The following is a 25,365-nucleotide window of genomic DNA, read 5'->3' on the forward strand; positions in this document are numbered from 1 at the left end:
TTCCGTAACAATCGGCTGGCGGAGGGCTCTAGCGAATAGGCAGGTGTTTGGACTGGCCAGTTTGGAGGAATTATGTTCATCCCATTCCTGTTGGTGCTGGTGCTTTCTCAGATCGCACCGGAGAAGAATCGAGATCGGGTCTTAAACGATTCGGATGCCACAACAAGTGCCTTGGATGGTTCGGTTCTATCGGATCGAGAGAAGGACCTGTTCCGGGTGCGCCAGGACTTAAACCGGGGAGTTGCTCTGGCGCAGAGTGTGCCAGAGCGCAGTTCGAACCCGAGAGTGCTCGGCTTTGCGCAAGGACTGCTGGAAAACCAGATCTCGCAACGGAACCGTCTGCAGGAGACGGCGAAAATACCCGCTGTTGCGGCTGAGATGCCACCGCCATTGGATCGCCAGGAAGGAGCCGAGCCAGAGGACCCGCTGGTGGCGAATCTCGCCCGGTTGAAAGGCGCTGACTTCGATCGCGCTTATATGGAGATCCAGATTCGTGAACTGGAGAACGGCTCCGCGGATTTACAGCGGCTAATGAAAACCCCCGACCGCGACTTGAAATCGTGGGCGGGGGTGAGTTTCAAAGAGACGCAGCGCAATCTCGATCGCGCGCGCCTGATTGCCAAAGAAATCCGGCGTTAAGGCAGCGTGGTGGGCAGCCGGGAGACGGACCCCTTCACTGCCTCTTCGATGCTGATGCTGTTTGCTTCGAGCAGGCGGCCTGCGGCAACATCCATCTGATTGCGCGCGCGGCTGTAGTTTGCCAGAGCAGTAACTTCCACACCCTGGGCGGTCGCAAGATCGCGCTGCGCCTGGATGACAAGGAAGGTGGTGGAACTGCCGAGCGCGTACTTCTTTTGCTCGGCTTCGAGAGTCTGCTCCTGCAAACGGCGGCTCTTGACGGCCGCATCGTGACGGGCCCGGGCCTGTTGTAGTGCAATCACGGCATTGGTGATTTCGAGACGGATGCTATTGATCTGGCGCACTTCCTGCAGTTCCGACTGGCGCAGGCGAAGGGTATCGTTCGCATAGTCGGCGCGGGCGGCGCGGTTGAAGATCGGAATATTCAAATTGAAACCCACCGAATAATCGGGGAAGTTGCGGCGCAGCAGTTGCTCTAAGGCCGTCCCGTAGCCGCCAATGATGAATGGATCTACGAAGCGTGGCGAAAGCGGATTCTTCGTACCGGCCAAGCCGTTATTCGTTGTGCTGGCGCTCACGTCCAGGGAAGGGAGCAGCGCATTGCGCGACCCAGCCAGACCAATCTTCGTATTCAGGATGGTCAGTTTGGTTTGGGCAATTTCGGGACGATTCGCCAGCGCATCGGCGACCAGGTCGCTCACCGGGGCCATGGCGATGTCCGCGGCAGGCACGCGGATCTGATCGGTGGGGATGATGCGCGCATCGGCAACTGCCGGGCTGGCAATGCCGCTGCGGCTGAGCGAGTTCTTGATAATCGCTTCCTGCTGCAACAACTGGGTCTGGCTAACCGTCAGGTCTTGCTCGGTGCGGGCGACTTCGGCTTCGGCTCGTACCACTTCGATCGGGGCAATGGTGCCGATCTCCACTTGCTTCTTCTGGTCGGTGTAGAGCTTGGCGGCAACGTCGACGGCCTTCTGCTTCACCTTGACATCCTCGTTGAAGGACACAAGATCCCAGTACAGGTTGATCACAGAACTGACGGTGGTGATCACCTGGAGCTTAAAGGTGAGGTCGGCAACCTTGAGGTTGTTCTTCGCAACGCGGATGTTTCGGTTATTCACGGCAAGACCAAAGCCCTGTAGTAGGCGCTGGGTGATTTGAGCTTGCACGTTGTTTCGGGTAAACGGATTCAAATCGTTGTTGGGAGAGTTGGAACTGGTGCTCGTGCTGCCGTAGGTAATTGAGGTGGTCGTACCGGTCAGGAACTGCTTTTGGATACCGGTATTGAATTGATCGCTATTGAGGACCAACGCCGAAATGCCGCTGACGAAGGAGTTGGTTTGTGGACTCGACTGCTTTGCGTGGGTGTAGCTCGTAAAGAAGCTCGGGTCCAGGCTGGGGATCGCCGCGCCGGTCACTTGGAACACCGTACCGGTCGTGCTCGCGTTTCCTGTCGAGGTACCGCCGCTACCGGTTCCGGCGCCGCCGGTCACCAGATTGATGGCCGAGTTCGACCCCTGCGTCACGTTCGTCGCGACACCGCGAATCTGACCGCCCGCTTGGGCGCGCAGAAGATCGGTTTGCGCCAACTCCGGCCCGTAGCGCTGGATTTCGATGTCAATATTGTTCTCCAGCGTGAGCGCAATGGCATCCTGCAGAGAAAGATAGATTACACCTGCGCGCAAGAGCTGCTCGAGGCGATTGGAATTGCCAAGCTTCACCGGGGCGATATCACGCGGACGGTAATTCTTGGTCAACCACGTTGTCTTGTCGTCAAGCTTCGATACGAAGCCTGTATGTTCCTGGGCAAACGACGTGGATGTAGTCAGAGTGAGGGCTAGACAGAGAACGGCGAGGCTCTCGCGAAGAGTTTTCATGGATCGGTTCCGGCTAAAAGCGCTGGAAGGGTAAACGGAGAGACGCAGCCGTTTGTTCCCATCGATTTGCGCTCAGGCTGAAACTATCCTAACGCGACAGCGATCACACTGAGAAGCATTGCTATCCTTTGAAAATAGATGAGTGATCCAAACGCGGCGACTCTGGCGGCATTTCGCAAGACCGGAGCCTATTTGACGGGCCACTTCCGGCTCACCAGCGGCTTGCACAGTTCCGAGTATTTACAGTCTGCCAAAGTACTGCAGTACCCGCATTACGCTGAGAAATTTGGCCGCGACATTCGCGAAGCCCTCCCCGCCGGAGAAGTGGATGTCGTCTGTGCCCCCGCGATGGGTGGTTTGATTATTGGCCACGAAGTGGCTCGTGCTTATGGCGTCCGCTTCATTTTCACGGAGCGGGACAGCGAGGGCAAGATGACGCTGCGGCGCGGATTTGGCATCACGCCGGGCGAAAAAGTCGTCATTGTTGAGGATGTGATCACCACCGGCGGCAGCACCCGCGAAGTGGTGGAGCTGCTGCGCAGCATGGGCGCCGTGGTGGTGGCTGCTGCCTCGATTATCGATCGCAGTGGTGGCGCTGCCGACGTCGGTGTGCCCCGTGTCGCGCTCGCAACGCTTCATGTGATGACCTACGATCCGTCGAGTTGTCCTTTGTGTGCCCAGGGCCTCGAAGTCGTCAAACCCGGTTCCCGCCCCACAGCCTAGTCCATGCGGCGGATGAGCATCCTCGTCAGCTACGACGGAACCGCGTATCACGGGTGGCAGGTGCAGCCTGGGCTGCCCACCGTACAACTGGAACTCGAAACTGTTGTCGCCAAGCTGGAGGGCAAGCCCGTACATGTGGTCGGAAGCGGCCGGACCGATGCCGGTGTCCACGCCTTGGCCGTTTGCGCGGCTTTCGATTTAGAGAATCCGATTCCCGAAGCAAATCTCAGGAAAGCGCTCAATCGCTATCTGCCACCCGATATCCGGGTACACGAGGTGCGGGAGCGGCCGCACGGCTTTCATCCGCGATTCGACGCCATCGCCAAGACCTACGAGTATCGGATCTGGCGCGAAGAGGTGTGTCCGCCCTTTGTCCGCCGCTATGTACACCATCATCCCTATCCGCTCAATGAGGCGGCGATGATCGCAACGGCGGCGCATTTTGTCGGGGAGTACGACTTTACGGCCTTCTCCAGCATGGACCCCAAAGATGCGGTCGGCCGCTCGAAGGTGCGCCGGATTTTTGAATCAAAAATGTGGCGCGAGGGCGATCAGCTCAACTACCGCGTTCGCGGCAGCGGCTTTCTGAAGCATATGGTGCGGCATATGATGGGATTCCTGCTGGAAGTGGGCAAGGGGAACCAGTCAGGCGAAGAATTGGAGAAGTATCTGGCTGGTGCCCCGGCGAAAGTGCGGGATTCTGCCCCATCGCGCGGCCTGACGCAGATTAGCGTCGAATATCCGCTACCCTAAAAGCTTGCAGATGTCAGAAGCTTTAACAAATTTCCGTTTCCGGATTGCCGGTTGCGGAGCGGCGCTGCCGAGTGTCGCGTTGACCAATGAAACGCTTGCGGGGGAGCTTGGGGTAGAAGAGGACTGGATCCTGGCCCGCTGCGGGATCGAACAGCGTTATCAGTCCAACCTGGAAGAAACGACGCTCAGTCTCGCGGTAAGCGCTTCCCGGAAGGCGCTCGAGTTCGATCCGGTGCCCAATCCCGATCTTGTCCTTTGTTCCACCTTCACTCCGGAATATCTGTTGTGTCCCACTGCGCCCGCGATTGCGAAAGAGCTCGGTCTTCCGGCGGTTGGCGCTTTCGATATCAATGCTGCCTGCAGCGGCGCGGCAATTGGTTTTCTGACCTCGATTAATTTTCTGGCGACTGGCTTTGCCAAGCGCGTCCTGCTGGTTTGCAGCGATACCCCGACAAAGTATTTGAAGCAGACCGATCGCAACACCCGCATTCTGATGGGGGACGGGGCAGCCGCAATCGTTCTCGAAACGAACGATACCTGTGAGAGCCATATTCTGAGTTGGCTTTGGGGCAGCGATGGCGGCGGAAACAAGATGTTCCACCTGCCTGGCGGTGGCAGTGCACTGCCGCCCGCTTCTTTGCAGGACAACGAAAACGAACTCAGCGTGGCGATGGATGGCCGCAGCCTCTTCCGCTTTGCCGTCGAACAGGGTTCGAGCGCCATTGCTTCGCTGATCGAAAAAGCAAAGCTGACGGTGGGCGATGTGGATTGGGTGATCGTGCATCAGGCGAATCGCCGGATTATCCAGGCGCTCATTGACCGCAGCGGCATCGCGGGCGAGCGCTGGGTTTCGAATATCGGGGGGGTCGGCAATACGGTGGCGGCTTCGATTCCGCTCGCTCTGGCCCAAGGCATGGAGCAGGGGCTCTTCCACCAGGGTCATCGTGTTTTAGTACTAGGTTTTGGCGCGGGCCTCACCTGGGCCGGCTTCCTCATGCAGTGGTAACTTCGTAAATTCTTGTCGCAATCGTTACGACTGCGCATAGAATATCCGTAGTTTCCTTCATGCGCACTCTATTCTTGCTCGCGGTTGTCATGCAGTTGCCTGCTGCCGAAGTGGAGGCGTTGCTGCGCGCCAAGTGTGGCGACTGTCACAACGCGAAAACCATGGCGAGCGGCTTTTCGATCGAGACACTCGAGCGAGTGATTGCCGGTGGCAAGAAGCACGGCCGCGCGGTGGTCGGTGGCGACCCGGCTGGTAGTGTCCTCTTACAGATGGTGCGCGGCGAGCTGGCGCCGAAGATGCCGATGGGCAGGAGTCTCGAGCCGGCGGAAATCGCAACCATCGAGGCTTGGGTCAAGAGTCTCCCCCCGGAACGGGCCACCGCCAAGCAGCAGTGGAAATGGCCTTATACCAAGCCGGTCCAGGCTGAACTCCCCGTCGTCAGGAATCAGACTTGGGGCCGCAACGCCGTGGATCGATTTATCCTCGCCAAACTCGAGCAGAACGGCATTGCTCCGGCTGCTGAGGCCTCGCCCAGAACCCTCGCCCGCCGTCTCTATCTCGATCTCATCGGCGTCCCCCCGACTCCCGCCGAAGTCGAAGAATTCCTCAAGACCCCCTATGAGCAGGTGGTCGACAAGCTCCTCGCCGATCCTCGTTACGGAGAGCGCTGGGGCCGTCACTGGCTCGACGTTGCCCGCTACGGCGAAACCTCGGGTCTTGAAGGCGACGGCGCCATCGGCAATGCCTGGCGTTATCGCGATTGGGTCATCGACGCCTTCAACTCGAACATGCCCTACGATCGCTTCGTCACCCTGCAACTGGCCGGCGGTGACGAACACTCGAAGACCCGCAACAACTATCAGCCCGACGTCCAGGGCTATGTGCCCACAGGCTTTTTGCGCGTTGCCCCCTGGGACCGTTCCAACCTCGTCGCCGCCGACGTACGCCAGAACTACCTTGCCGAAGTTACCGGCACCGTAGGCAGCGTCTTCCTTGGCCTCTCGGTCGGCTGCGCGCGTTGCCACGATCACAAGTACGATCCCATCCCCACCAAAGACTACTACCGCTTGCAGTCCTTCTTCCAGGCGAGCGAAGCGCGAGGCGGCATCACTGTGCCCTACCGCGACCCCGACTTTGCCGCCAAGGCTGCCGCCAAGGTCAAGGAATACGAAGAGCGCCTCAACAGCGGTCCTGAAAAGAAGGAACTGGATGCCTTCGAGAAACAACTTCTGACAAAGCTGATCGCCGCGCGCATCGAGCGCGCCAAGAAGAACGCTGAGTTCACCAAGGCAGATCTGCGATTGGAACTGCGCTTGCCGGTCGAGAAGCGCAAGGTGCGTGGTATCTTCACCGAAGCTGAGGTCCGCGAATACATGGACCGTCTCGAAGACGCCGAGCGCACCCTCGATGCGGACGAACAACAGGCCCTCGACAAGGTGGAAGCGCCCATGCTGCAGAAGCTGCGCAAGGCGTATGCCACAGTCGATCCCGGTCCTCGCTTTGAAGCGCTCACCCAGGACGACGTCCGCCGTGAGGCGATGGCCGAGTATTCGGGCAAGTCGATCTTTACGGCGGACGAAAAAGCTCGCTACGGCCAATTGGCGGGCGATCTCGCCGTCTACCGTCGCCGCCTCGAGCGTTGGAAGCCGGAAGTCCTCGCCATCGGCAATGTCCCCGGGCCTCCTACTGGCCCCGAAATCGCGCCCACCCACGTGCTGCTGCGCGGTGATTACCGCCAGCCCGGCGAAGCGGTGGAAGCTGGCTTCCCGATTGCCTTTGGTGGCGATGGCGGCCCCGCGAAGCTGGAAACCGATCGCTACCGCCAGTTCGTCACCCGTGGCCGCCGCCTGACGCTGGCCAAATGGATTGCCTCAAAGGACAACCCGCAAACCGCGCGCGTTTGGGTCAATCGCCTGTGGCAGCAACACTTCGGCAACGGCATCGTCAAGACCACTTCGGACTTCGGGGTCAATGGCGAACGTCCCACACACCCGGAGTTGCTCGACTGGCTCGCCGTCGCCTTCATGGACTCGAACTGGGACACCAAGGCGATGCAGAAGATGCTCGTCACCTCGGCCACCTACCGCCAGTCCGCGGAGAATGCCGGTGCTCTCAAGGCCGACCCCGAGAATCGTCTCTTCAGCAAGTACAACCGCCGCCGTCTCGAAGCCGAAGCGATTCGCGACAGCATTCTCTCCGTCTCCGGACGTCTGAATCCAGAGCGCGGTGGCCCCAGCGTCTTCCCGCCTCTGCCGAGCGATCTCGCCGACGCGGCCCGCTACGGACGCACTGGCGACCTGATGTGGGAGCCGAATGAGAAAGACGCCGACGGACGCCGCCGCAGTGTCTACATCTTCCAACGCCGTTCCTTGCCACTTCCGATGATGGTGGCCTTTGATTCCTTCGCCTTCAGCGAATCCTGCGATCGGCGCAGTTCCACCACCACGCCGCTGCAAGCCCTCGCCATGATGAACGGCTACCTCGTGCAGGAAGAGAGCGAAGAGCTCGCCAAGCGCATTGCCAAAGAAGCCGGTTCCAAGCGCGAAGACCAGATCCGCCGTCTGTTTGAAGTTGTTCTCCAGCGCCCTCCCAAGCCTGCCGAACTGGACCGCTTTGCATCGTACACCGGCGGTCTCGATGGATTGGGACGAATTCTGATGAACTCCAACGAGTTCTTGTATGTGGAGTAGAGGAGCGAAGCCAATGGTATCTCGACGCAATCTTTTGTTTCAGTCGTATCTGGGCCTGGGTGGGCTCGCTCTGACAGACCTGCTGGCGGCGGAAAACGATGGCCCGCTCGCCCCCAAGCCACCTCATCTCAAGGCAAAGGCGAAGAGCTGTATCTTCGTTTTCCTCGAAGGGGGCGTCGCCCAGATGGACACCTTCGAATACAAGCCCGCGCTCATCAAGTACGCGGGCAAGCAGATGCCCACGGCAGACCGGACCGTTGGCGAAATCGCCACCTTCTCGGCGGCGCCCAATCGTGTCATCCCGCCCGTCGCTAGCTTCAAGCAGTATGGCGAGAGTGGGCGCTGGATCTCGGGCCTCCTGCCGCATCTGGCCACCACCGTCGACGACATCGCCTTCATCCACGGCGTCAAGGTCGACAACAACAACCACGGCCCCGCCGTCTACCACACCCTCACGGGCAACATGCTGCCTGGCAGCGCTTCGGTGGGCTCCTGGGTCACCTATGGTCTTGGTTCGGAGAATCGCGACCTTCCCGGCTTCATTGTCATGGGCGACCGCCGCGGCGCCACCATTGGCGGCGCCAGCGTTTGGGGCAATGGCTATCTGCCTGCCGCCTACCAGGGTACGCTCTTCCGCAACGGCAACACGCCTATTGTCGACCTCAATCCCAAGCTCTCCCTTGCCGAGCAGCGCCGCGAACTCGATCTCCTGCGCTGGGTCAACGAACAGCACGCCTCTGAGCGCACGGCCACCAGTGAACTGGAGGCACGCATCGCCTCCTACGAGCTTGCTTTCCGCATGCAGGCGAAGGCCCCGGAACTGGTGGACCTCAAGCAGGAGAGCGACGCCACCAAGGCTCTCTACGGAATGAACGATCCGGTTTCCGAACCCTTTGGCCGCCAGTGTCTGCTCGCCCGCCGTATGGTCGAGCGTGGCGTTCGCTTCGTCAAGTTGCTCCACGGGGCAGGTGGCGATCGTTGGGATGACCACGGCAACATCGGCGAACGCATCCCAATCCATTGCAAGGAAGTGGATCAGCCCGTAGCGGGTTTGCTAAAAGATCTGAAGTCGCGGGGCCTGCTCGATTCGACACTCGTCGTCTGGGCCTCGGAGATGGGACGCACTCCCTTCGACAACAACCTCACCACCGACAAGCCGGGCCGCGATCACAATCAGTATGGCCTCTGTGTCTGGATGGCTGGCGGCGGGATCAAGCCTGGCGCCACTTTCGGCGAGACCGACGAGTTCTCCGTGCGCGCCGCGGCGGAAGAAGTCCCGGTGCGCGACGTCCACGCGACCATTCTCCACGCACTTGGTCTGGATCAGAATCGCCTCACCTATCTCCATGCCGGACGCTATAAGAAGCTTACTGACATTGGCGGTCGCGTCATTCGCGAAGTTTTGGCATAGCATTCCGCCGCAAAGCAGCATAGAATCGAACGCGGAGAAACTGACACATGATACGCATTCTGATTCCTCTCTTCTTGTCGGCGCTCGCGATGTTGGGCGCAGACGGCAACCCCGCGATCACGGGCAACTGGAAGGGCAGTGCCGAAGGCCCCAATGGCGCGATTGAGCGCAGCTTCACGCTGAAAGTAGAAGGCTCAAAGCTGAGCGGCGAGACGGTCAGCCAATATACCGGCAAGTCCACGCTCAATGAGGGCAAGGCTGACGGCGACACGATTACCTTCTCGATCAACGCGAAGATCCAAGACAACGAAATGAAGCTGAACTATAAGGGCAAGATGACCGGCAAGGATCAGATCAAGCTCAGTTCAGAAGGCTTTGGTGGCTCCTCGATCGAGTGGACGTTGAAGCGGGTTCAGTAATCCAGACCGTCTGGATGTTACAGAATTCATACATCCCAAGCTCCGAAAGTTCGCGTCCATAGCCGCTGCGTTTGATGCCCCCGAAGGGAAGCTTCGGATCTGAGGCGGAGTTCGCGTTGATAAAGACCAGACCGCTCTCGAGATTGCGAATGAAGAAATCGCGCTCGAGAGCGTCTTCGGTCCAGACGCTGGCCGACAATCCAAACGGAGAGTTGTTTGCCAGCCGCAGGGCGTGCATGGCGTCGTGCGCGCGGAAGAGTAACGCAACGGGGCCAAAGAACTCTTCCTTGGCAATGGCTGCATCGGGCGGCAGATCCGCCAGCACCGTCGGCGCATAGTAGTTGCCTGGACCTTCGATGCGATGCCCTCCCGTGAGGAGTGTCGCCCCAGCGGCTATGGCCGCCTGCACCTGTACATGCAGCTCATCGAGAAGCTTCGCGGTCGCCAGCGGCCCCAGTTCCGTATCCGGCAGCATCGGATCGCCCACCCGCAACGCGGCCATTTTCTCGACAAAGCGGGGACTGAAAGCTTGGAAGATGGAGTCTTCCACAATAAACCTTTTGGCTGCGATACAGGATTGCCCGTTGTTGATACAGCGCGCCTGGACAGCCATGCGCGCTGTGCGTTCCGGGTCCGCGCTGGCCATCACCAGAAACGGATCGCTGCCGCCAAGTTCCAGGACGGTCTTCTTCACCGCATCGCCAGCGATGGCAGCTACGGCGCGCCCGGCGCCTTCACTTCCGGTGAGTGTTGCGGCGGCAACGCGAGGATCCCGCAGAATTCCTTCCACCTGATCGGAACCAATCAAGAGCGTTTGAAAGACTCCTTCCGGAAAACCCGCCCGTAACAAGACATCCTCAATGGCGAGCGCCGACTGCGGCACATTCGCGGCATGCTTCAACAGTCCAACATTGCCGGCCATCAATGCGGGAGCCGCAAAGCGGAAGACCTGCCAGAAAGGAAAGTTCCAGGGCATCACTGCCAGCACTGGACCGATGGGGCGATATTGCACAAAACTTTGCGCCGCGGCGGAGGCGACTTCTTTGGGCATCAGCATCGCCTCTGCATTCTCGGCGTAGTACAAGCAAGCACTCGCGCACTTCTCCACTTCCGCAATCGCGGACTGCAGCGTCTTCCCCATCTCCCTTGTAATCAGCGCCCCCAGTTCCTCCGCCTCATTCCTCAGAATCGCGGCTGCTTTCTGCATCGCCATTTTTCGCTCGGCGAAGCTCGAGTTCTTCCAACTCGAAAAGACCGTATGGGCCAAATGCAATTTCTCCTCGATCTGTTCGGCATCCAGTGCTGGAAAGCTCTTCAGTCGCTCTCCGGTGGCGGGATTGATAGTTTCGATTGGCATATTCTCTTCAGGACCAGCATAAAGGGGGAAGCCCGGCCACCCTGGACTGTTTCGCTGTGCCTTCTGTAACTACGACCACTGCGGCGCGCTCTAAGAGTGCGGCCATGCAGTTGGAGCCGGATAAGAACGAAAGGGAATGGATATGTCGTTACTTTGGTTTTGCCTCATTGGAATCGCTGCCGGTTGGCTGGCTGGTCAATTGATGAAGGGCGGCGGCTTCGGTATTATCGGAGACTTGGTTGTGGGCGTGATCGGTGCACTCCTCGGAGGATTTCTCTTCGGAAATCTCGGCATCGGGGCAGGCGGTGGACTCTTCGGATCCCTCGTTGTCGCTACGATCGGCGCAGTGATCCTACTGTTTATTGTTCGTATGGTCAAGAGGGCTTGATCCAGAGTTGCGCTGTAATCAGCGAGAGAAACTGATCGGATACGGCGATTTGACGCAGTCCTGCGGCGCGCAGCAATGTCGCGTAAGGAGGAAGTGCGGCGATGCCCAGTCCGGTTGTCTTTTGGAAGAAAAGATACATGGTGCGGAGCCAGAGTTGGGCATGGAGTGCACGGAACCCGGAGGGTGGCTGCTGGAATTCCGAGAGAAGCCAAAGGGCTCCAGGAGACAACTGCGTCTCGATTGCCGCGATGATGCGCTGGACAGACTGGGGCTCGAAGCAATCGAGAAAGAAGTGTGTGACCACCAGATCGTAGTGCTGATCTGGGATGGGGAGGACGTCGCGCTGGTAAAAGTGGACGCGTGAATGGGCTTCGACAGGAAGACGCCCCATCGCCAACTGGACCATCATTTCGCTCGATTCGATCACATCAATCTGCCCTGTGGGGTTGATTGCCACCAGTTGCTGGAGAAAGCGGCCATCCCCTTCGCCGAGGATTAGGATGCGGCGTGCTTGTGTCGTTACGAACAGATACTTTTCGCGGCAACGTTCCAGTCGAGTCCCAAAGGCTAGATACTCGATGAAGCGATAGACCACGGCGATTGGGTTGGCATTCAAAGCAGAAACACCAGTGGTGTACAGAGTGCGGCATCGATCAAAGTCCGGCGTAATTCGAGCGACAGCCGTTGTCCTGCCAGGATGATGATCGCGATCGAGATCGCGCTGGCTGCGATTGCGTCATGCCAGGCGCCTCGTTGCAGAATACTGACAGCTGCCAGGAGCACCAGCCCCAGCGGCAGCGATCGGATGAGCAATGCCGTTGCCGGATGCGGCGCGGAGCGTTGTAGTTCTCGCCACTCCCATTTCTCAATAGCCAGTAGATTCATCAGGCAGAGGAAGAAGAAGGACAGCGCGGGGCCAACCAATAGGTCACTCGGGGCTGGCGCGTTTGTCCAGGCGACGAGGAAGGTTCCAACGGTAAAGAGAAACGCGACGGTGGGTTCCTTAGCGATTCGCACATTGCCGGAGGAGGCGTGCAGCACGCCGAGATAGAGCAGCACACCGGCGAGCGGCACCAGCCCGTTGAGGATGACGGAGTGCCTGAGCCAAAACAGACTCACGAGCAGATCGGCAAGGATGGAGACGGCAAGTGCGATGCTCATGGCCCTTTGGTGGCGGCGTGCGAAGCGATGCCGTGCCGATTGCTCCGCCAGATGGGGATCGCGTGCGTCGAGGATGCGGTCTGCCAGATAGATCGCCCAGACGGTCAGCCCAAGCGCCACGCGGCCCGCCGTTCGTAGCGGTACCGCGAAGAGTTGTGCGAGGAAGGCCTGCCACAGGAGGGCCACGAAGGGGGCATCGAGGCCCAACACATTCGGCCACTGCCAGAAGGCAATCCTGCTATTGCATCGACTTGGCATCGTCCTCAAGAGCAAGTTTCTCATTGGCAGTGAGCGGTGCGGTCTGGCTGGAAGCACCGGTTACTGCCGTCCGGTAATAACCGGTCCCACCGGCATTCGGAATCAACCAGGCTGGGCAACTGGCGTCCGCAAGGGCAATCGACGCCTTGCCCCTCACCACCTGGCAGGCGCGCCCCGCTGGAGTCCGAATGCAGACCGGCGTTGTCCATCCCTCGGCCATTTCAACATCCAGCTTCGGCTGCGGCGTATCGCAACGCAGCACGGCGTGGAGTCTCGGAACGCCTGTCCGGTTCAGATAGCTATCCAGCACGGGCGCGACATCCAATCGGGAGACCTCTTGCAATGCGGCAACCAGATCGGCTTCAGTCGCTGTGCCCCCAGCATGCCGCTTCAGATAGAGGCGCAAGCCGCGCTGCATCGTCTCTTCGCCAAGCCAGCCTTCCATCATGCGCAGGATCGAGCCCGCCTTCTGATAGACCTCAGGCCCATAGACATCCGTCATGTCTGTGCGCAGCGACTTCTCGACGCGCACGGCGCGGGACTTGGCGCTCGCATCCCGCGCCAGCATATTGTTGCGCTGTGTCGTCGAGCGCGTGCCCCGCTCGGCTTCCGGCAAATCGAGATCGGCAATCCGGTTTCCGAGCCAGGTCGCAAAGCCCTCACTCAAGAACACATCCTTCCAACTGGCCTGTGTCACCAGATTGCCAAACCATTGGTGCGCCAGTTCATGACTCATGGTGCCGCGCATCGCACGAATGCCGTCGTCCTTGGCGAGCAAAGTCTGGCTGCGATAGGTGATGAGCCCGGGGTTCTCGACGGCGCCATAAGCATTGGCGAGGAGAGCAATCTGGTCAAGTTTCTCCCAAGGGTAAGGAATCCCGGTATAGGCCTCGAGCCGGGCTAGAATCTCCGGTGTCGCCTGCAATGCAGCGGCGGGACTGCCGGGAAGATTCCTCGGATAGAGAATACGTGTCGGTGTTTTCTTGCTTCCGGAAGCCACTCCTTGCGCCACTTCCCAAGGCCCGACAGTGAAAGCGACCACTTCGGTGGGCAGTGCTTGCGAGGTCGCAAAGCGGAGCCGCTTCCATCCCGCTCCGGCAGACGATTCCGATTCGAGCGGCGTATTGGTCGCCGCCGTCATGCCTTCCGGAATCTCGATGGTGTATCGAAATGGCGTCTTAAACCGCGGTTCATCGAAGCAGGGAAAGGCGCGCCGGGCTTCGATCGGCGTGAAGGTGGTGAAGGCATACCAGTCGCCCGCCTCCGACTGGCGGCGAGTGACGCCAAGCTTCTCCGTATCGCTGAGCGGCGCTGTATAGGAGATTTTCACTTGATGCTTTCCAGGGGCGAGAACACTCGGGAACTCGATTTCGATCTGCTCCTCTGGCACCGTCTTTGCCTTGGCCTCTCTCTGATCGACAAGGACTCTGCTGATACTCAGCCCGAGCGCGTGCAGGCGGAGGCTGCGTGCCGCGTGGGGCAGCGCAAGTTCGATGGTCGTCGTGCCGGTGAAGTTTGCGGAACGTGGATCGATGCGAAGGTGGAGCTCGTAGGAAAGCGGATGCTGCGCCAGCGCCGGCAGGGCGAGCAAGAGCAGCGCGAATCGAGTGGACATCTAGATTGAGTGTCGTATAGTCTTGCTGGGAGAGGCGAGGACATGACCCTGAAGATTGTCTTAGCAGTAACATCGTGTGCGATCGGTTTAGGCGTGGCATATCAGATGCCGCAACCTACTCCAGCGCAGTTGGCGACGCAGGCCGCGTCTGTGGAGGACCGGCAGAAAATGCTCGATCTACTCCAGATCACAAGCTTGCGGCGCGGTGCCGATGGACGAAACCCGGACGCTCCCAACGCTGCGAATTACGATGAGTCGAAGGCCAACCCTTATCCGAAGCTTCCCGATCCACTACTGCTCAAAAACGGCCGTCCTGTGAAGAAGGCTGCCGACTGGTGGAAGCTGCGCCGTCCCGAGATCGTAGAAGACTTCGACCGCGAGATCTATGGCCGGATGCCAAAGCAAACTCCTGCTGTCACTTGGGAAGTGGTCGAAACCACACGCGAGACGCTGGGTGGCGTCGGCTCGATCAAACGGCGTCTGGTTGGACATGTCGATAACACTGCCGCTCCGCAGATCTCCGTGGACATCCAGCTCACCGTGGCGACGCCCGCGGATGCAAAAGGTCCGGTGCCCGTGGTCATGGAGCTCGCCTTTGTTGGCTTCCCCGTTCGCCCGAATGCGGGCCCCAGTTGGAAAGAACTCGTGCTGCAACGCGGCTGGGGCTACGCGGTGCTCATCCCAACTAGTATCCAGGCCGACAACGGACAGGGGCTCACCGCTGGCATCATTGGTCTGGTCAATCATGGCCAAACCCGTAAGCCTGACGATTGGGGCGCACTGCGCGCCTGGGCCTGGGGCGCAAGCCGCGCGCTGGACTATTTTGAAACGGACAAGCGCGTGAATGCAAAGCAGGTGGCCATCGAAGGACACTCGCGCTATGGCAAGGCGACGGCCGTCGCGATGGCCTATGATCCTCGCTTCGCCATTGCCTTTGTCAGCTCTTCTGGTGCGGGTGGCTTGAAGTTACACCGGCGCAATTTCGGAGAGCTGGTGGAGAATGTCGCTGCTGCCAACGAGTACCACTGGATGGCAGGCAACTACCTGAAATACGCAGGGCCGCTCCAATGGAACGACCTTCCGGTCGATGCGCATGAGCTGGTTGCTCTCTGTGCTCCCAGGCCCGTCTTCATTAGCGCGGGTGCGGTGCAAGGCGACGGGTGGGTGGATGCAAAAGGAATGTTTCTGGCAGGTGCCGGGGCGGGACCGGTCTATCGGCTGCTCGGCAAAAAAGGTCTCGGGACGGAAGAATTTCCGCCGATCGAGACCTCTCTGGTGGGGGGAGAAATTGCGTTCCGGCAACACAGCGGCGGACACACGCCGGGCCCGAACTGGCCCGTATTTCTCGATTTTGCCGCGCGCTATTTCAAGAACTAAACTACTTTGCTTCGACAGGTACCGTCGCGATGGTGTTGGCCCACTCCAGTTGCAGCATGCCCTTTTTGCCGGCGCCGGAGAGCGTGATCTTAAAGCCTTCGATCGGATTTGACGCATCCTTCAATAACATCTGGACCCGTCCAAGATCCTGCTCTTCGTGATACTCCGTGCCCCATTGCCCCGTCTGCTTATTGATGATGAGGCTCCATTCCGTCTGGTTTGGAAGCACGTAGATCGTATAGTCGCCCTTCGGCACAATCAGGGGGCCAATCATCAAATCGGCATCGGTGTGCAGCGAGGTTGCATTGTCCGCACCGGCGCGCCACACCTGTCCAAAGGGCACCAGCTCGCCAAAGATCTTGCGGTTGCGCATCTGGGGTGACGAGTATTGGATCGATACGGTCTTGCCATTGAGCGTGGCGGAGGTCTCGGCCTTGGGGCTGAGCGGCGTTTTCTTCTGTTCTTGCGCGCTTGCCAGGCTCATGGTGGCCAGCAATAGAACGGTGGAAACTAGAATCGATTTCATAGCGTGATAGTACTGCAACTTGGACCCTAGAACAGAAATTTCAGTGTCAACTGCAGGCGTCTTGGATAATTTGCCTGGTTCGAAGCGGTCACCTGCCCGAAGTTCGCCGCTGTTGGGTTCGTAACCGGGGCAGGGAAGTAGGGATGGTTGAAGGTATTGAGACCCTCCGCGCGGAACTGGAGGCTCTTCCCCTCCCAAAGCCGCGTGTTCTTCACGAGTGCCGTATCGATATTGTTGATCTTGTCGGCGCGGATCGATCCAAAGCGCAGCGGGAAGCTGCGCAGTTGCCGGCCGACATCGATCTGGGCAGCCGCTGCCGTGACAAAGCCGGCATTCGGATTGAACCACTTGTTCAGCGACTTCGCATCGTCACTCAGGCGAATATCATTGGGGTTTCCAAAGAAACTGATCGCGCTGGTGGACAGGTTATAGTTGCCCGCATTCGAGAGATTCCAATTGATCGGCGCGCCGCTCTGGAAGGTATAGATGCCTGAGATCTGCCAGCCGCCCACCAGCGCATTCACCACCTTGTTCGAGTTGGCCAGCAAGGCACGGCCATGACCAAAGGGCAACTCCGCGATGCCGCTTACCGAGAAGCGATGCGGAAAATCTTGATCAGAGATGCTCCGCGTTGGCGCGATGTCCGAAGGGTTCAGTAATTCGGTTGCCTGCATGAACTTCGAGAAGGTGTAGTTCCCGAGAATCGTATAACCCTTCGAGAAACGACGCTCCAGATGAAGCTGCAATCCGTGATACCAGGAGTAGCCATCGTAAGTAGTGCTGGTGACGGAATCAAACTGCGGATAAGGCCGCAGCAGCCGCTCGACCGGAATGGTGGTGCCGGTGAAGGTCGACGTAGCCCCGGCAGGCAACAGGTTGACAAACGGATTGTTGACATTCGCACTCAGCCGGTTGATCGCATCCTGATCGCGAAACGGGCTGGTGCCCAGATACTGACGCGGCGTGGCATTCAGGTTGCGCGTCATTTCGATGCGTGTCCCCTTGTTGCCGGTGTAGGACGCTTCAAAGACCATACCGCCCTTGAGCTCGCGCTGGATGCTGAGAGACCAGCGCTGCATTCTCGATTGCAGCGGATACTGGTTGAAATAGCTGATGCCTTGGCCCATGAAGGTCAAGCTGCCTTGCGCCGCGCCCAGCGGTTCGAGAATCCCATTCGGAAAGGGGTTCGCCAGCGTACTGCTGAAGTTGATGTTGTCGATGGTGGGGATGAATGGGGTCTGGCGGCTGAAGCCCGATTGGATCACGTCGCCCCGTCGCTCGCCCAGGAAGCCGAGGAACATGCCATAGCCCGCGCGGATCACCGTGCCTTTGTCGAGTTGATAAGCAAGGCCAAAACGCGGCAACAGATTCTTGTGTGGTGGGTTGTAGGTGCCCCGGGAATTGCCGTTGATGCCCGCAAAGGTCAGTCCACCGGCAACACGGAACTGGTTGGCCGGCAGCAACGGGCTCGGGCTCGCCGCATAATTGGCCAGCGCCTGCGCCGCAAAGGGTGGCACATAGCCGCCATCAAATCCTTGGACGCTCCGGTTATAGCGCTCCGTCAGTGCAGTCTCAAACTCATAGCGCAAGCCGATGTTCAGCGTCAGCTTGCGGTTGAGCTTCCAATCGTCATGCACAAAGAAGCCATAAGTCATCGACTGTTCGGCATAGTCGGCAGGCCGGTTCAGATAGCTGTTCGAACTCGAGGGCAGTCCAAGCAGCAATGACGCAACCGATTGCCCCAGGCTTCCCGGAGCGGTCGCTGAGTTGTCGAGCGGACCCTTCGTAAAGCTCGCATCAAAGTTAAAGCGTGAGGTCTGATCGTTGCCATAGGGGAAACTGTTCTCGCGATAGGCGCGCCACTCCATGCCGCCCTTTAGCGCATGCGCCCCGGCCATCTTGTTGAGTGTGATGTTGATCGAATGGCTATCGATCGGCCGGTTCTCCGCGCCAATGGCCGTGCCCTGGTAGCCGGTCAAGTCGATGCGCGGAAACTGCCGCACGCTGGCCGAAACCGCATTGTTCAAATAAGCAGGAAAGCCCAGCGAGGTCAGATCAAAGCCTGCCGCCAGCGGATTGCCCTGCGTGATGCGGATGAAGCGGTTGTAGCCATAGCGCAGGTCAAGCACCGTCGTCGGGTTGATTGTGATGGTGTCGTCGATCACTCCGCCGCGCGACAGAAATTTGAATACCGTGCCGGTAGACAGATTGTTGAAGAAGTTGTTGTAGGTACTGTTGCGATCGTAATAACTGCCACGGACATAGAGCCGCTGCCGGTCGCTGATCATGTGGTCGACGCGAGCCGTGTGGGTGAAATAATCGGCGTCCTCGGTCAGATAAGGCTGCTGGAAGTTGCTCGACCCATCCGCGTTCCCGGCGCTCACCGGGTTGGCGAAGTAACTGAGAATATTCTTCGCGATCGGGCTAATCAGGCTGGCTGGAACGATGTTGCCCGGAAACGGATCGGACTGGATGCGCCCGCCCGCCACCGCGCGGCGCGTGAAGGGGTTGTAGATCTGGTAGCTCGAGTTCAAGGCCAGCAGTTGCGAGAAGTCGCCGCCCTTCATCGCGGGCGTCGGCACCGTGGGCGTGCCGTCATTGCGCGGCCGCGAATCCCGAATCGCCTCATAACCCCACAAGAAGAAGGTCTTGTTCTTGCCGTTGTACAGCTTCGGAATCCGCACCGGGCCGCCAATCGAGCCGCCCCAGCGATTGAAGATAAAGTCGGCCCGCGCCTTGCCCGTCGCATTGGCAAAGTAATCATTGCCCCACAGGTTCGGCCGGGTCACGGAGTAGTAGGCGGTCCCATGGAAGCTGTTCGTGCCGGACTTAATACTGATATTGGTGACGCCGCCTTCGGTGTTGCCCAGGCTCGCGTCATAGGTGGAAGTCTGCACCTTGAACTCCGCAACAATGTCGGTAGGCGGCACATAGGTGGCGGTCACCTCGCCCGGGTTCGCCGTCGCCGTGCTCGGCACGCCATCGAGGGTGACATCGCTACGATTCGCGCGGGTGCCGTTCATCGCATAGCCGACAATGTGGGTCGGCTCAAAGGGCCGGTCCAGACGCGGGTCCCGCGCAAAAGACACGCCAGCCGACAAGCCAATCAGTTGGAAGGGATTGCCATAGGACAGCGGCAGGTCCGCGACGCGGCGGCTATCGATCACCTGGCCCATCGACCCGCTTTCCGTAGTAAGCGGCGGTGTCTCGCTGTTGATGGTGACCGTCTCGGCGCCGCCCCCCACCTCGAGCGATCCATTCACCTCAATCCGGTCGTTGATCCTCACCTCCACGTTGTCGCGCACAAATCGTTTGAAGCCAGGTGCCTCCACTTCAATCCGGTAGAAGCCCGGCAGCAGGAGCGCGGCCTGGTAGATGCCCTCGCCGTTTGTCTTGAGTGCCTGCTTGGTGCCCATCTCCCGATGGATCACCGTCACTTGCGCGCCCGCCACTGTTGCGGCACTGGCGTCGGTCACCCGGCCGACAATCGTTCCTCTGGTTTCCTGGGCAAAACTGGACAGACTCAGCAGGAGCAGCGCAACAGTACTTCGAATCGTGTTTTCAAACATGGAATGACCCTTTATGGAAATCGCCTGGGGCAGATTCTATCTCTGATTGCTGAATTCTCCATAAATGTTATGGTTAGCAAAGTGGTGTGTAACACGGATACCAACGGTGATAAGCTATACAATCCATGGGAGTTGAGGCTGAAGTTGCGCGAACGGAAGTAGAGAGGTTACTTGGCAGTAAAACCTTTTCTACTTCGGAATCCCATCGTCGTTTGTTGCAATATCTCTCCGAGAAGAGCCTCGCCGGTGAAGCGGAATCGCTGAAAGAATACACGATCGGGCTCGAAGCCTTTCAGAAGCCCTCCAGTTATGACCCCCGGCAGGACTCCATCGTCCGTCTGCATGTGGGCCGCCTGCGCCAGAAGTTGATGGCTTATTACCAGGCAGAAGCTCCGGACGCTCCCCTGCGCATCACCTTGCCCAAAGGCGGTTTTCAGCTCAAGTTCGAGCAGCGGCCTGACAATCCTGTTGGGGCTGACGATCGAACCCGGCTCAAGATCCTGGTGGGGCTCCTGCTCCTGGTCACAATCGGCACGAGCATAGGCTGGTGGAACGCCGCCCGCTCGCAGACCCCGGCCGTCTCCCGGTGGACTCCCGAACTGGAAGAGCTCTGGACCCCCTTTCTCGAGAGCAAGCGTCCGCTCCTCTTCTGCCTCGGGGTGCCGCTCTTTGTCCGGGTGCCCAATCTCGGTTTCTTCCGCGACCCCAGAACCAACACCATTCCAGAAGTAGAGAAGAGCGATCGCTTCGCGGCCGTCCGCAAGGCTCTTGGCGTACAAACCGACCTGTTTCCGAGTTACGCCTTCACCGGCGCCGGGGAGGCGAGCGCCGTATACGCCTCCACGCGGCTGCTGGCCCTGCGCAAGCAGGACATGTCCATCACGCGCAGCAATCTCCTCTCCTGGCAGCAAGTGGTCGACAATGACGTTGTGTTCTTCGGTCCGCCGAAGTTCAATCTCCAATTGCAGGCCAATCCGATGTCCCAGGAAATTATCATCGAAGCAAGTGGCATTCGGAATCTGAAGCCTGCTGCTGGTGAGCCTGCCTTTCTCGAAGACCGGATCATTGTCGGTCCTGTCGCGGAAGGCGTGACGCACGCCCTGATCAGCCGGACACCTGGGCTTTCCGGTGAAGGCGAGTTTCTGATCATGGCCGGCAACGCATCTCCCGACACCTATGCCGCCGCCGATTGGATGACAAACCCGAAGCGGGCAAAAGAGCTCACCGACCGGCTGCGTGGAAAGAACGGTAAGATCCCCCGCTATTTCCAAGCCGTCATCCGGGTTGAGTTCAAGCAAGGCATTCCGGTACAGAGTTCCTACGTCTACCACCACGTTTTATTGCCCGGGCAGGTCAAAAAGGAATAGTAATTCCAGGCAAGCGAAGGAAAAAACGTCACACTTCGGGTAGCCACTGAGCTCCCGGGAATTGGCATCAATCTTGCATGCAGGCTGTGGGTGTCCACTGCTACTGTTCCGATGCATCAAATCCATGCGGGGATGGGCGCCATCCTGCATGACCGAGGGGTAAGCTTCCGCGTCTGGGCTCCACATGCGAAGTCGGTTCGCGTGATTGGGTCTTTTAACGATTGGAAACCAGACGCACTTCCCATGCTGCCAGAGGAGAACGGCTATTGGGCCGTTGATACTCCAGATGCGAAACCGGGCGATGAGTACCGTTTTGCGATCGATACCGGGGAGGAAATGCTGAACCGTATCGATCCCTACGCAAAGCAGGTGACCAATTCGGTGGGCAATGCGGTTGTCTATCAGGACAACTTCGATTGGGGGCAGGATCATTTTGTCTGCGCCGCGCTGAACGAGCTTGTGATCTATGAGCTGCACGTGGGATCTTTCGCGAAGTCCGGAGTGGAGAAGCCGGGGACGCTCGACAGCGCTCGGGAGCGCTTGGGCTATCTGGCGCAATTGGGGATCAATGCAGTGGAACTGATGCCCGTGCAGGAGTTCGCGGGAGATCTGAGCTGGGGCTATAACCCGTCTCATCCCTTTGCGGTGGAAGGAGCCTACGGCGGGCCCGATGCTCTCAAGCGCTTCATCCAGGCCGCGCATGAGCACGGCATTGCCGTGATTCTGGATGTTGTCTACAACCATTTTGGCCCGAGCGATCTGGATCTGTGGCGCTTTGATTCCTGGCACGAGGGCGAGGGGGGCGGGATCTATTTCTACAACGATTGGCGAGCAGAGACACCATGGGGCGCCACGCGTCCCGACTACGGACGTCCGGAGGTGCGTCAGTACCTCCATGACAACGCGATGATGTGGCTCCGGGAGTACCGGGCAGACGGTTTGCGTTATGACGCGACTGTCTACATCCGCAAAGTGAACGGCGCGGCCGATCCCACTGGCGACCTGCCGGATGGCTGGTCCCTGGTGCAATGGATCAATCAGACGGTGCGCGACCAGTTCCCTGGAAAAGTGCTGATTGCGGAGGATCTGCAAAACAACGAGTACCTGACCAAGGCAACGGCCGAAGGCGGTGCGGGCTTCCATGCGCAATGGACCGCAAATTTCGTCCACCCGCTCCGGCAGATTCTCACCACCCCACTGGACGAGCATCGCTCAATGCAGAGCTTGGTCGACCTGCTCTCGGCAACCTTCAATGGCGACCCTTTTCAAAAGCTGATCTATAGTGAATCGCACGATGAGGTCGCCAACGGCAAGGCCCGCGTGGTGCAGGAAGTGGATCCCGCCAACCCCGAGAGTTGGTATGCGCGCAAGCGCGCTACGCTGGGCTCGGCCATTACTCTCATCGCCCCCGGTACGCCCATGCTGTTCCAGGGACAGGAGTTTCTGACACCGGGATGGTTTGAGGATTCCGATCCGCTCGACTGGTCGCGAGCCGAGCGCTTTTCGGGCATTGTGGCCTTGCACCGGGATCTGATCCACCATCGTTTGAACCGGAGCGGGAAGACACGGGGTCTGACCGGATCGCATCTCGAAGTGACACTTCTCAACGAGGAGCAGAAGCTACTCTCGGCCATTCGCAGACACACCGGCGGCGCTGGAGACGACACGGTCATCGTGCTCAACGCCTCGGCAAACGGAGCAGTGGGGGTGGAACTGCGTTTTCCGTCTCCCGGACTTTGGCGCTTACGCTTGAGCAGTGCTGCGATGATCTACGATCCCGACTTCGGAGGACAGGTGCGGGATGTCGAGGCAGGGGAGACGGCGCGGGTGAATGTGCCTCCCTACGCACTCCTCATCTTTTCGCAGGATTAGGTAGCCTGCGGGGCGTACTTGCGATTGATGACGGTGAGATACATCGTCACGCCGAGACAGAGGAAAAACAACACAGCCATGATCGGGCCGCGATATCCGCCGGTCACATCGATCAGCCAGGCCGTCAGGATCGGCGCCACAATGCCCGGGATGTTGGCTGCGCAATTCTGCACGCCCACAATGCGGCCTACGGCCCCGCCGGGGATCAGCGTCTGGGTGAGCGCCCAATAGTTGGCCGTGGTCAATCCAAGGCCGCCCAACGAGGCAATTACCATCCACATCGCCACCTCGGCAGGTGTATTCAAGGCTCCTACCAACCCCAATGCTGCGGTGACAAATCCGGCAATGGTAAAGCTGCGGCGCACGGTGACCGCATCGCGTCCGCCCGCAATCAGCGAATCGGCGGCAAAGCCCCCCAGCGTCGCAATCACCGCCATACACAGAAAGCTTGCTGCCGTGAAGATGCTGCTATCGTTCAGCGACATGTGGAAGGACTCCTTGAAGTAGGCAGGCATCCAGGTGAGCGCAAAGTAGACAAAGTACTGGTAGCAGAAGGTGCCGACAATCGTGCCCCAGATCACCGGGCTCGCCATGACCCGGGCCAGACTCACTTCCTGGCCCCCGCTGACCTGCTTGGCCTGCTGCTCGCGCGCCCGGTCATCGTTCTTCATGAGGAACACCCAGGGCACCAGCCAAAGCAGACTGCCCGCTCCGATGATGAGGAACATCATCTGCCACCCAAAGCCGAGCAGCAGCTTTGCGGCGAGAAAATTGCCCACCGCGGGGCCCAGTTTTGCGGCGGCCATCAGAATGCCCACTGCGGTTCCGCGCCGCTGTTCATCGAAATTGAAGCGAATCCAGCGCATTGCCGCCGGGGTCACCACGCTTTCGCCGATCCCCAACAGAATGCGCAGCAGAAACAAGGTATGGAAGCCCGACACCAGACCAGTGGCGGCACTAGTTACACTCCAAAGGAGGAACCCGAGGGCATAAGTCCACTTCACGCCATAGCGGTCCACCAGCCAGCCGGCCGGAATTTGCAGCAACGCGTAGCTCCAAAAGAACGCACTATTGAGCAGGCCGCGATCACGATTGGTGAGCTGAAAGTATTTGAGAAATCCCTCTTTGTCGGCCAGCGCGACCGAGAGTGTCACTCGGTCAAAATAGGCCACCATGAAGCCGATGCAAAGCAAAGCGAGAATCGTCCAGCGTTTGCCTTCGCTGAGCGAACCGAGAGTTTGCCCCAAGGGAGCCGTCGTTGTTGTTGCCACGTCCTTAAAACATTATCAAAAGTGCTCGTTTGGTCGAAGAGAAAGACTGAGGCCATCGATCTGAATGATCACGCTGTTTCCGTATAGCCGGCCGGTCTCCTCGTCGGAGGATGGCGCCGCTCGGCTTCTTTCCTTACTGACGCAATCGCTCCAGGCGAATCTGATCCGGGCGAAGAGTCTGAATCACGAAGCGGTCTCCACCGCCCTCGACGCGGCTTGGGAAAGCGTCAAGAGCGACCAGCCGGAAGCCTCAATCCTCGAGAAGGGCAAAGAAGTTTGCGCCTCCATCCAGCAATACTTCCGGGGGCTGACGGGCAGTATCGATTCCGTTGGGATCGATCTTGCCACCAGCATCCGCGCGCTGGCCACGCTGCTCCACCGGAGTGCCGGAACGCAGACACAACTTTTGGCAGGGCTCGAGAACGTCCGGGAGCGTTTTGAAGCCGGCCAGACTCTCGATGACATTCATCTGTTGCGGGGGCATCTGGATTCGTGTTTAAGCGCACTACGCACTGAGATCACCACGGCACGGAAGACCCAACAGGAGAACCAGGACGATCTGGCGCAGCACTTGTCCAAGATGAATCAGCACGTTTCTGTACTTCGCTCTCATGTGCCTCCGGACCCTGCAGTGGGGCCGGCGGTTTCGATCCTGCGCTTGCGGCGCATCCAGGCGATCCGGGAGCGCTATGGAGAGGTTGTCGCGCAGCGCCTGATGGATCATGTGATCCAGATTCTGCTCGTGCGCTGGCCTGCCGCGCATGATATTTCGCCATTTACCGAAGAGTGTCTGGTTGTGGTGGATAGCCAGAACCTCGATCTCGATTTCCATCGTGCGGCCCTGCGCCGTCTGGCTGGTGAACGCATCACTTTCTCCACACAACACGAAGGACATGAGATCGTTCTTCCGATTGCAATTGATTGGACCGTCATTCGCGTTCCCAAGGATGGAAACCTACAGAGCTTTGTCACTTCTTTCCTCGATGGCATGAGAAAGAAAGATACTCAGGTCGCCTCACTGGATAAATTGCTTGCATTCCGGCCTTAAATCTTGCTGGCTGATTTGTCTCAATCGGTAACAGCAAC

Annotated in this window: 20 protein-coding genes; 12 read left to right on the top strand and 8 right to left on the bottom strand. The window is 59.1% G+C overall.

All coding sequences use genetic code 11. The annotated features are described in order from the left end of the window. Nucleotides 1-72: 72 nt before the first annotated feature. Nucleotides 73-639 (top strand): DUF4142 domain-containing protein, encoded by a 567-nt coding sequence (locus M017_RS0115850; protein ID WP_031499108.1) that lies wholly within the window; start codon nucleotides 73-75, stop codon nucleotides 637-639. On the opposite strand, the gene M017_RS0115855 is transcribed toward M017_RS0115850, so the two are convergent. Further along, a complete protein-coding gene (locus M017_RS0115855; protein WP_080507833.1) occupies nucleotides 636-2,516 on the bottom strand; it encodes a TolC family protein in 1,881 nt (626 codons plus the stop codon). The genes M017_RS0115850 and M017_RS0115855 overlap by 4 nt on opposite strands. 138 nt (nucleotides 2,517-2,654) lie before the next feature. Here M017_RS0115855 and pyrE point away from each other — a divergent pair, with 138 nt between their 5' ends. From pyrE to M017_RS0115885, 6 genes are read left to right on the top strand one after another with little or no spacing between them, the layout of a single operon-like run. Further along, nucleotides 2,655-3,239, top strand: a complete 585-nt coding sequence (gene pyrE / locus M017_RS0115860; protein ID WP_031499110.1) for an orotate phosphoribosyltransferase — start codon at nucleotides 2,655-2,657, stop codon at nucleotides 3,237-3,239. A 3-nt stretch (nucleotides 3,240-3,242) separates the two neighbouring features. Continuing rightward, nucleotides 3,243-3,992: a tRNA pseudouridine(38-40) synthase TruA gene (gene truA / locus M017_RS0115865; protein WP_031499111.1), complete on the top strand. Its 750-nt coding sequence runs from the start codon at nucleotides 3,243-3,245 to the stop codon at nucleotides 3,990-3,992. Nucleotides 3,993-4,002: 10 nt separating this feature from the next. Continuing rightward, nucleotides 4,003-4,998 (top strand): 3-oxoacyl-ACP synthase III family protein, encoded by a 996-nt coding sequence (locus tag M017_RS0115870; protein ID WP_031499112.1) that lies wholly within the window; start codon nucleotides 4,003-4,005, stop codon nucleotides 4,996-4,998. A 59-nt stretch (nucleotides 4,999-5,057) separates the two neighbouring features. Further along, a complete protein-coding gene (locus M017_RS26765) occupies nucleotides 5,058-7,688 on the top strand; it encodes a PSD1 and planctomycete cytochrome C domain-containing protein (RefSeq protein WP_051670206.1) in 2,631 nt (876 codons plus the stop codon). Nucleotides 7,689-7,701: 13 nt separating this feature from the next. Then, on the top strand, nucleotides 7,702-9,099 hold the full coding sequence (locus M017_RS0115880) for a DUF1501 domain-containing protein (protein ID WP_051670208.1): 1,398 nt from the start codon (nucleotides 7,702-7,704) through the stop codon (nucleotides 9,097-9,099). A gap of 47 nt (nucleotides 9,100-9,146) precedes the next feature. Beyond that, nucleotides 9,147-9,518 (top strand): hypothetical protein, encoded by a 372-nt coding sequence (locus M017_RS0115885; RefSeq protein ID WP_051670210.1) that lies wholly within the window; start codon nucleotides 9,147-9,149, stop codon nucleotides 9,516-9,518. Here the strand turns inward: M017_RS0115885 and M017_RS0115890 are convergent. Then, complete coding sequence (locus tag M017_RS0115890) at nucleotides 9,460-10,875, bottom strand: NAD-dependent succinate-semialdehyde dehydrogenase (RefSeq protein WP_031499116.1); 1,416 nt, start codon at nucleotides 10,873-10,875, stop codon at nucleotides 9,460-9,462. The genes M017_RS0115885 and M017_RS0115890 overlap by 59 nt on opposite strands. A gap of 142 nt (nucleotides 10,876-11,017) precedes the next feature. Here M017_RS0115890 and M017_RS0115895 point away from each other — a divergent pair, with 142 nt between their 5' ends. Then, nucleotides 11,018-11,263 carry a GlsB/YeaQ/YmgE family stress response membrane protein gene (locus M017_RS0115895; protein WP_031499117.1) on the top strand — a complete coding sequence of 82 codons (246 nt, stop codon included), beginning with the start codon at nucleotides 11,018-11,020 and terminating at the stop codon, nucleotides 11,261-11,263. On the opposite strand, the gene M017_RS0115900 is transcribed toward M017_RS0115895, so the two are convergent. From M017_RS0115900 to M017_RS0115910, 3 genes are read right to left on the bottom strand one after another with little or no spacing between them, the layout of a single operon-like run. Continuing rightward, nucleotides 11,250-11,879, bottom strand: a complete 630-nt coding sequence (locus tag M017_RS0115900; protein ID WP_051670213.1) for a class I SAM-dependent methyltransferase — start codon at nucleotides 11,877-11,879, stop codon at nucleotides 11,250-11,252. The genes M017_RS0115895 and M017_RS0115900 overlap by 14 nt on opposite strands. After that, nucleotides 11,876-12,682 carry a hypothetical protein gene (locus M017_RS0115905; RefSeq protein ID WP_035957836.1) on the bottom strand — a complete coding sequence of 269 codons (807 nt, stop codon included), beginning with the start codon at nucleotides 12,680-12,682 and terminating at the stop codon, nucleotides 11,876-11,878. Before M017_RS0115905 ends, M017_RS0115900 begins: the two co-directional genes overlap by 4 nt. Continuing rightward, the gene (locus tag M017_RS0115910) at nucleotides 12,663-14,297 is read right to left on the bottom strand and encodes a M1 family metallopeptidase (RefSeq protein WP_051670216.1); all 1,635 of its coding nucleotides are present in this window, start codon (nucleotides 14,295-14,297) and stop codon (nucleotides 12,663-12,665) included. The genes M017_RS0115905 and M017_RS0115910 overlap by 20 nt, the downstream gene beginning before the upstream one ends. Nucleotides 14,298-14,339: 42 nt before the next feature. Here M017_RS0115910 and M017_RS0115915 point away from each other — a divergent pair, with 42 nt between their 5' ends. After that, nucleotides 14,340-15,674, top strand: coding sequence for an alpha/beta hydrolase family protein (locus M017_RS0115915; protein ID WP_031499121.1), 1,335 nt, complete (start codon nucleotides 14,340-14,342; stop codon nucleotides 15,672-15,674). A 1-nt stretch (nucleotide 15,675) separates the two neighbouring features. On the opposite strand, the gene M017_RS0115920 is transcribed toward M017_RS0115915, so the two are convergent. Both M017_RS0115920 and M017_RS0115925 read right to left on the bottom strand, forming a co-directional pair. Continuing rightward, on the bottom strand, nucleotides 15,676-16,200 hold the full coding sequence (locus M017_RS0115920; protein WP_031499122.1) for a DUF2911 domain-containing protein: 525 nt from the start codon (nucleotides 16,198-16,200) through the stop codon (nucleotides 15,676-15,678). A 26-nt stretch (nucleotides 16,201-16,226) separates the two neighbouring features. Beyond that, the gene (locus tag M017_RS0115925) at nucleotides 16,227-19,769 is read right to left on the bottom strand and encodes a TonB-dependent receptor (RefSeq protein WP_031499123.1); all 3,543 of its coding nucleotides are present in this window, start codon (nucleotides 19,767-19,769) and stop codon (nucleotides 16,227-16,229) included. A 212-nt stretch (nucleotides 19,770-19,981) separates the two neighbouring features. Between M017_RS0115925 and M017_RS0115935 the strand changes: the two genes are divergently transcribed. Both M017_RS0115935 and M017_RS0115940 read left to right on the top strand, forming a co-directional pair. Continuing rightward, nucleotides 19,982-21,136, top strand: a complete 1,155-nt coding sequence (locus M017_RS0115935; RefSeq protein WP_031499124.1) for a hypothetical protein — start codon at nucleotides 19,982-19,984, stop codon at nucleotides 21,134-21,136. 111 nt (nucleotides 21,137-21,247) lie between these two features. After that, nucleotides 21,248-23,008 (top strand): alpha-amylase family glycosyl hydrolase, encoded by a 1,761-nt coding sequence (locus M017_RS0115940; protein ID WP_031499125.1) that lies wholly within the window; start codon nucleotides 21,248-21,250, stop codon nucleotides 23,006-23,008. Here the strand turns inward: M017_RS0115940 and M017_RS0115945 are convergent. Then, on the bottom strand, nucleotides 23,005-24,279 hold the full coding sequence (locus M017_RS0115945) for an MFS transporter (RefSeq protein ID WP_155121440.1): 1,275 nt from the start codon (nucleotides 24,277-24,279) through the stop codon (nucleotides 23,005-23,007). The genes M017_RS0115940 and M017_RS0115945 overlap by 4 nt on opposite strands. A 64-nt stretch (nucleotides 24,280-24,343) precedes the next feature. Between M017_RS0115945 and M017_RS0115950 the strand changes: the two genes are divergently transcribed. Beyond that, complete coding sequence (locus M017_RS0115950; RefSeq protein ID WP_031499127.1) at nucleotides 24,344-25,327, top strand: hypothetical protein; 984 nt, start codon at nucleotides 24,344-24,346, stop codon at nucleotides 25,325-25,327. Nucleotides 25,328-25,365: the final 38 nt, after the last annotated feature.

It is taken from the genome of Bryobacter aggregatus MPL3 (assembly GCF_000702445.1).
Lineage (GTDB): Bacteria > Acidobacteriota > Terriglobia > Bryobacterales > Bryobacteraceae > Bryobacter > Bryobacter aggregatus.

Coding starts and splice junctions, on each gene's coding strand:
- M017_RS0115850 (WP_031499108.1), top strand. CDS start 73: ATGTTCATCCCATTCCTGTTGGTGCTGGTGCTTTCTCAGATCGCACCG.
- M017_RS0115855 (WP_080507833.1), bottom strand. CDS start 2,516: ATGAAAACTCTTCGCGAGAGCCTCGCCGTTCTCTGTCTAGCCCTCACT.
- pyrE (WP_031499110.1), top strand. CDS start 2,655: ATGAGTGATCCAAACGCGGCGACTCTGGCGGCATTTCGCAAGACCGGA.
- truA (WP_031499111.1), top strand. CDS start 3,243: ATGCGGCGGATGAGCATCCTCGTCAGCTACGACGGAACCGCGTATCAC.
- M017_RS0115870 (WP_031499112.1), top strand. CDS start 4,003: ATGTCAGAAGCTTTAACAAATTTCCGTTTCCGGATTGCCGGTTGCGGA.
- M017_RS26765 (WP_051670206.1), top strand. CDS start 5,058: ATGCGCACTCTATTCTTGCTCGCGGTTGTCATGCAGTTGCCTGCTGCC.
- M017_RS0115880 (WP_051670208.1), top strand. CDS start 7,702: ATGGTATCTCGACGCAATCTTTTGTTTCAGTCGTATCTGGGCCTGGGT.
- M017_RS0115885 (WP_051670210.1), top strand. CDS start 9,147: ATGATACGCATTCTGATTCCTCTCTTCTTGTCGGCGCTCGCGATGTTG.
- M017_RS0115890 (WP_031499116.1), bottom strand. CDS start 10,875: ATGCCAATCGAAACTATCAATCCCGCCACCGGAGAGCGACTGAAGAGC.
- M017_RS0115895 (WP_031499117.1), top strand. CDS start 11,018: ATGTCGTTACTTTGGTTTTGCCTCATTGGAATCGCTGCCGGTTGGCTG.
- M017_RS0115905 (WP_035957836.1), bottom strand. CDS start 12,682: ATGCCAAGTCGATGCAATAGCAGGATTGCCTTCTGGCAGTGGCCGAAT.
- M017_RS0115910 (WP_051670216.1), bottom strand. CDS start 14,297: ATGTCCACTCGATTCGCGCTGCTCTTGCTCGCCCTGCCGGCGCTGGCG.
- M017_RS0115915 (WP_031499121.1), top strand. CDS start 14,340: ATGACCCTGAAGATTGTCTTAGCAGTAACATCGTGTGCGATCGGTTTA.
- M017_RS0115920 (WP_031499122.1), bottom strand. CDS start 16,200: ATGAAATCGATTCTAGTTTCCACCGTTCTATTGCTGGCCACCATGAGC.
- M017_RS0115925 (WP_031499123.1), bottom strand. CDS start 19,769: ATGTTTGAAAACACGATTCGAAGTACTGTTGCGCTGCTCCTGCTGAGT.
- M017_RS0115940 (WP_031499125.1), top strand. CDS start 21,248: ATGCATCAAATCCATGCGGGGATGGGCGCCATCCTGCATGACCGAGGG.
- M017_RS0115950 (WP_031499127.1), top strand. CDS start 24,344: ATGATCACGCTGTTTCCGTATAGCCGGCCGGTCTCCTCGTCGGAGGAT.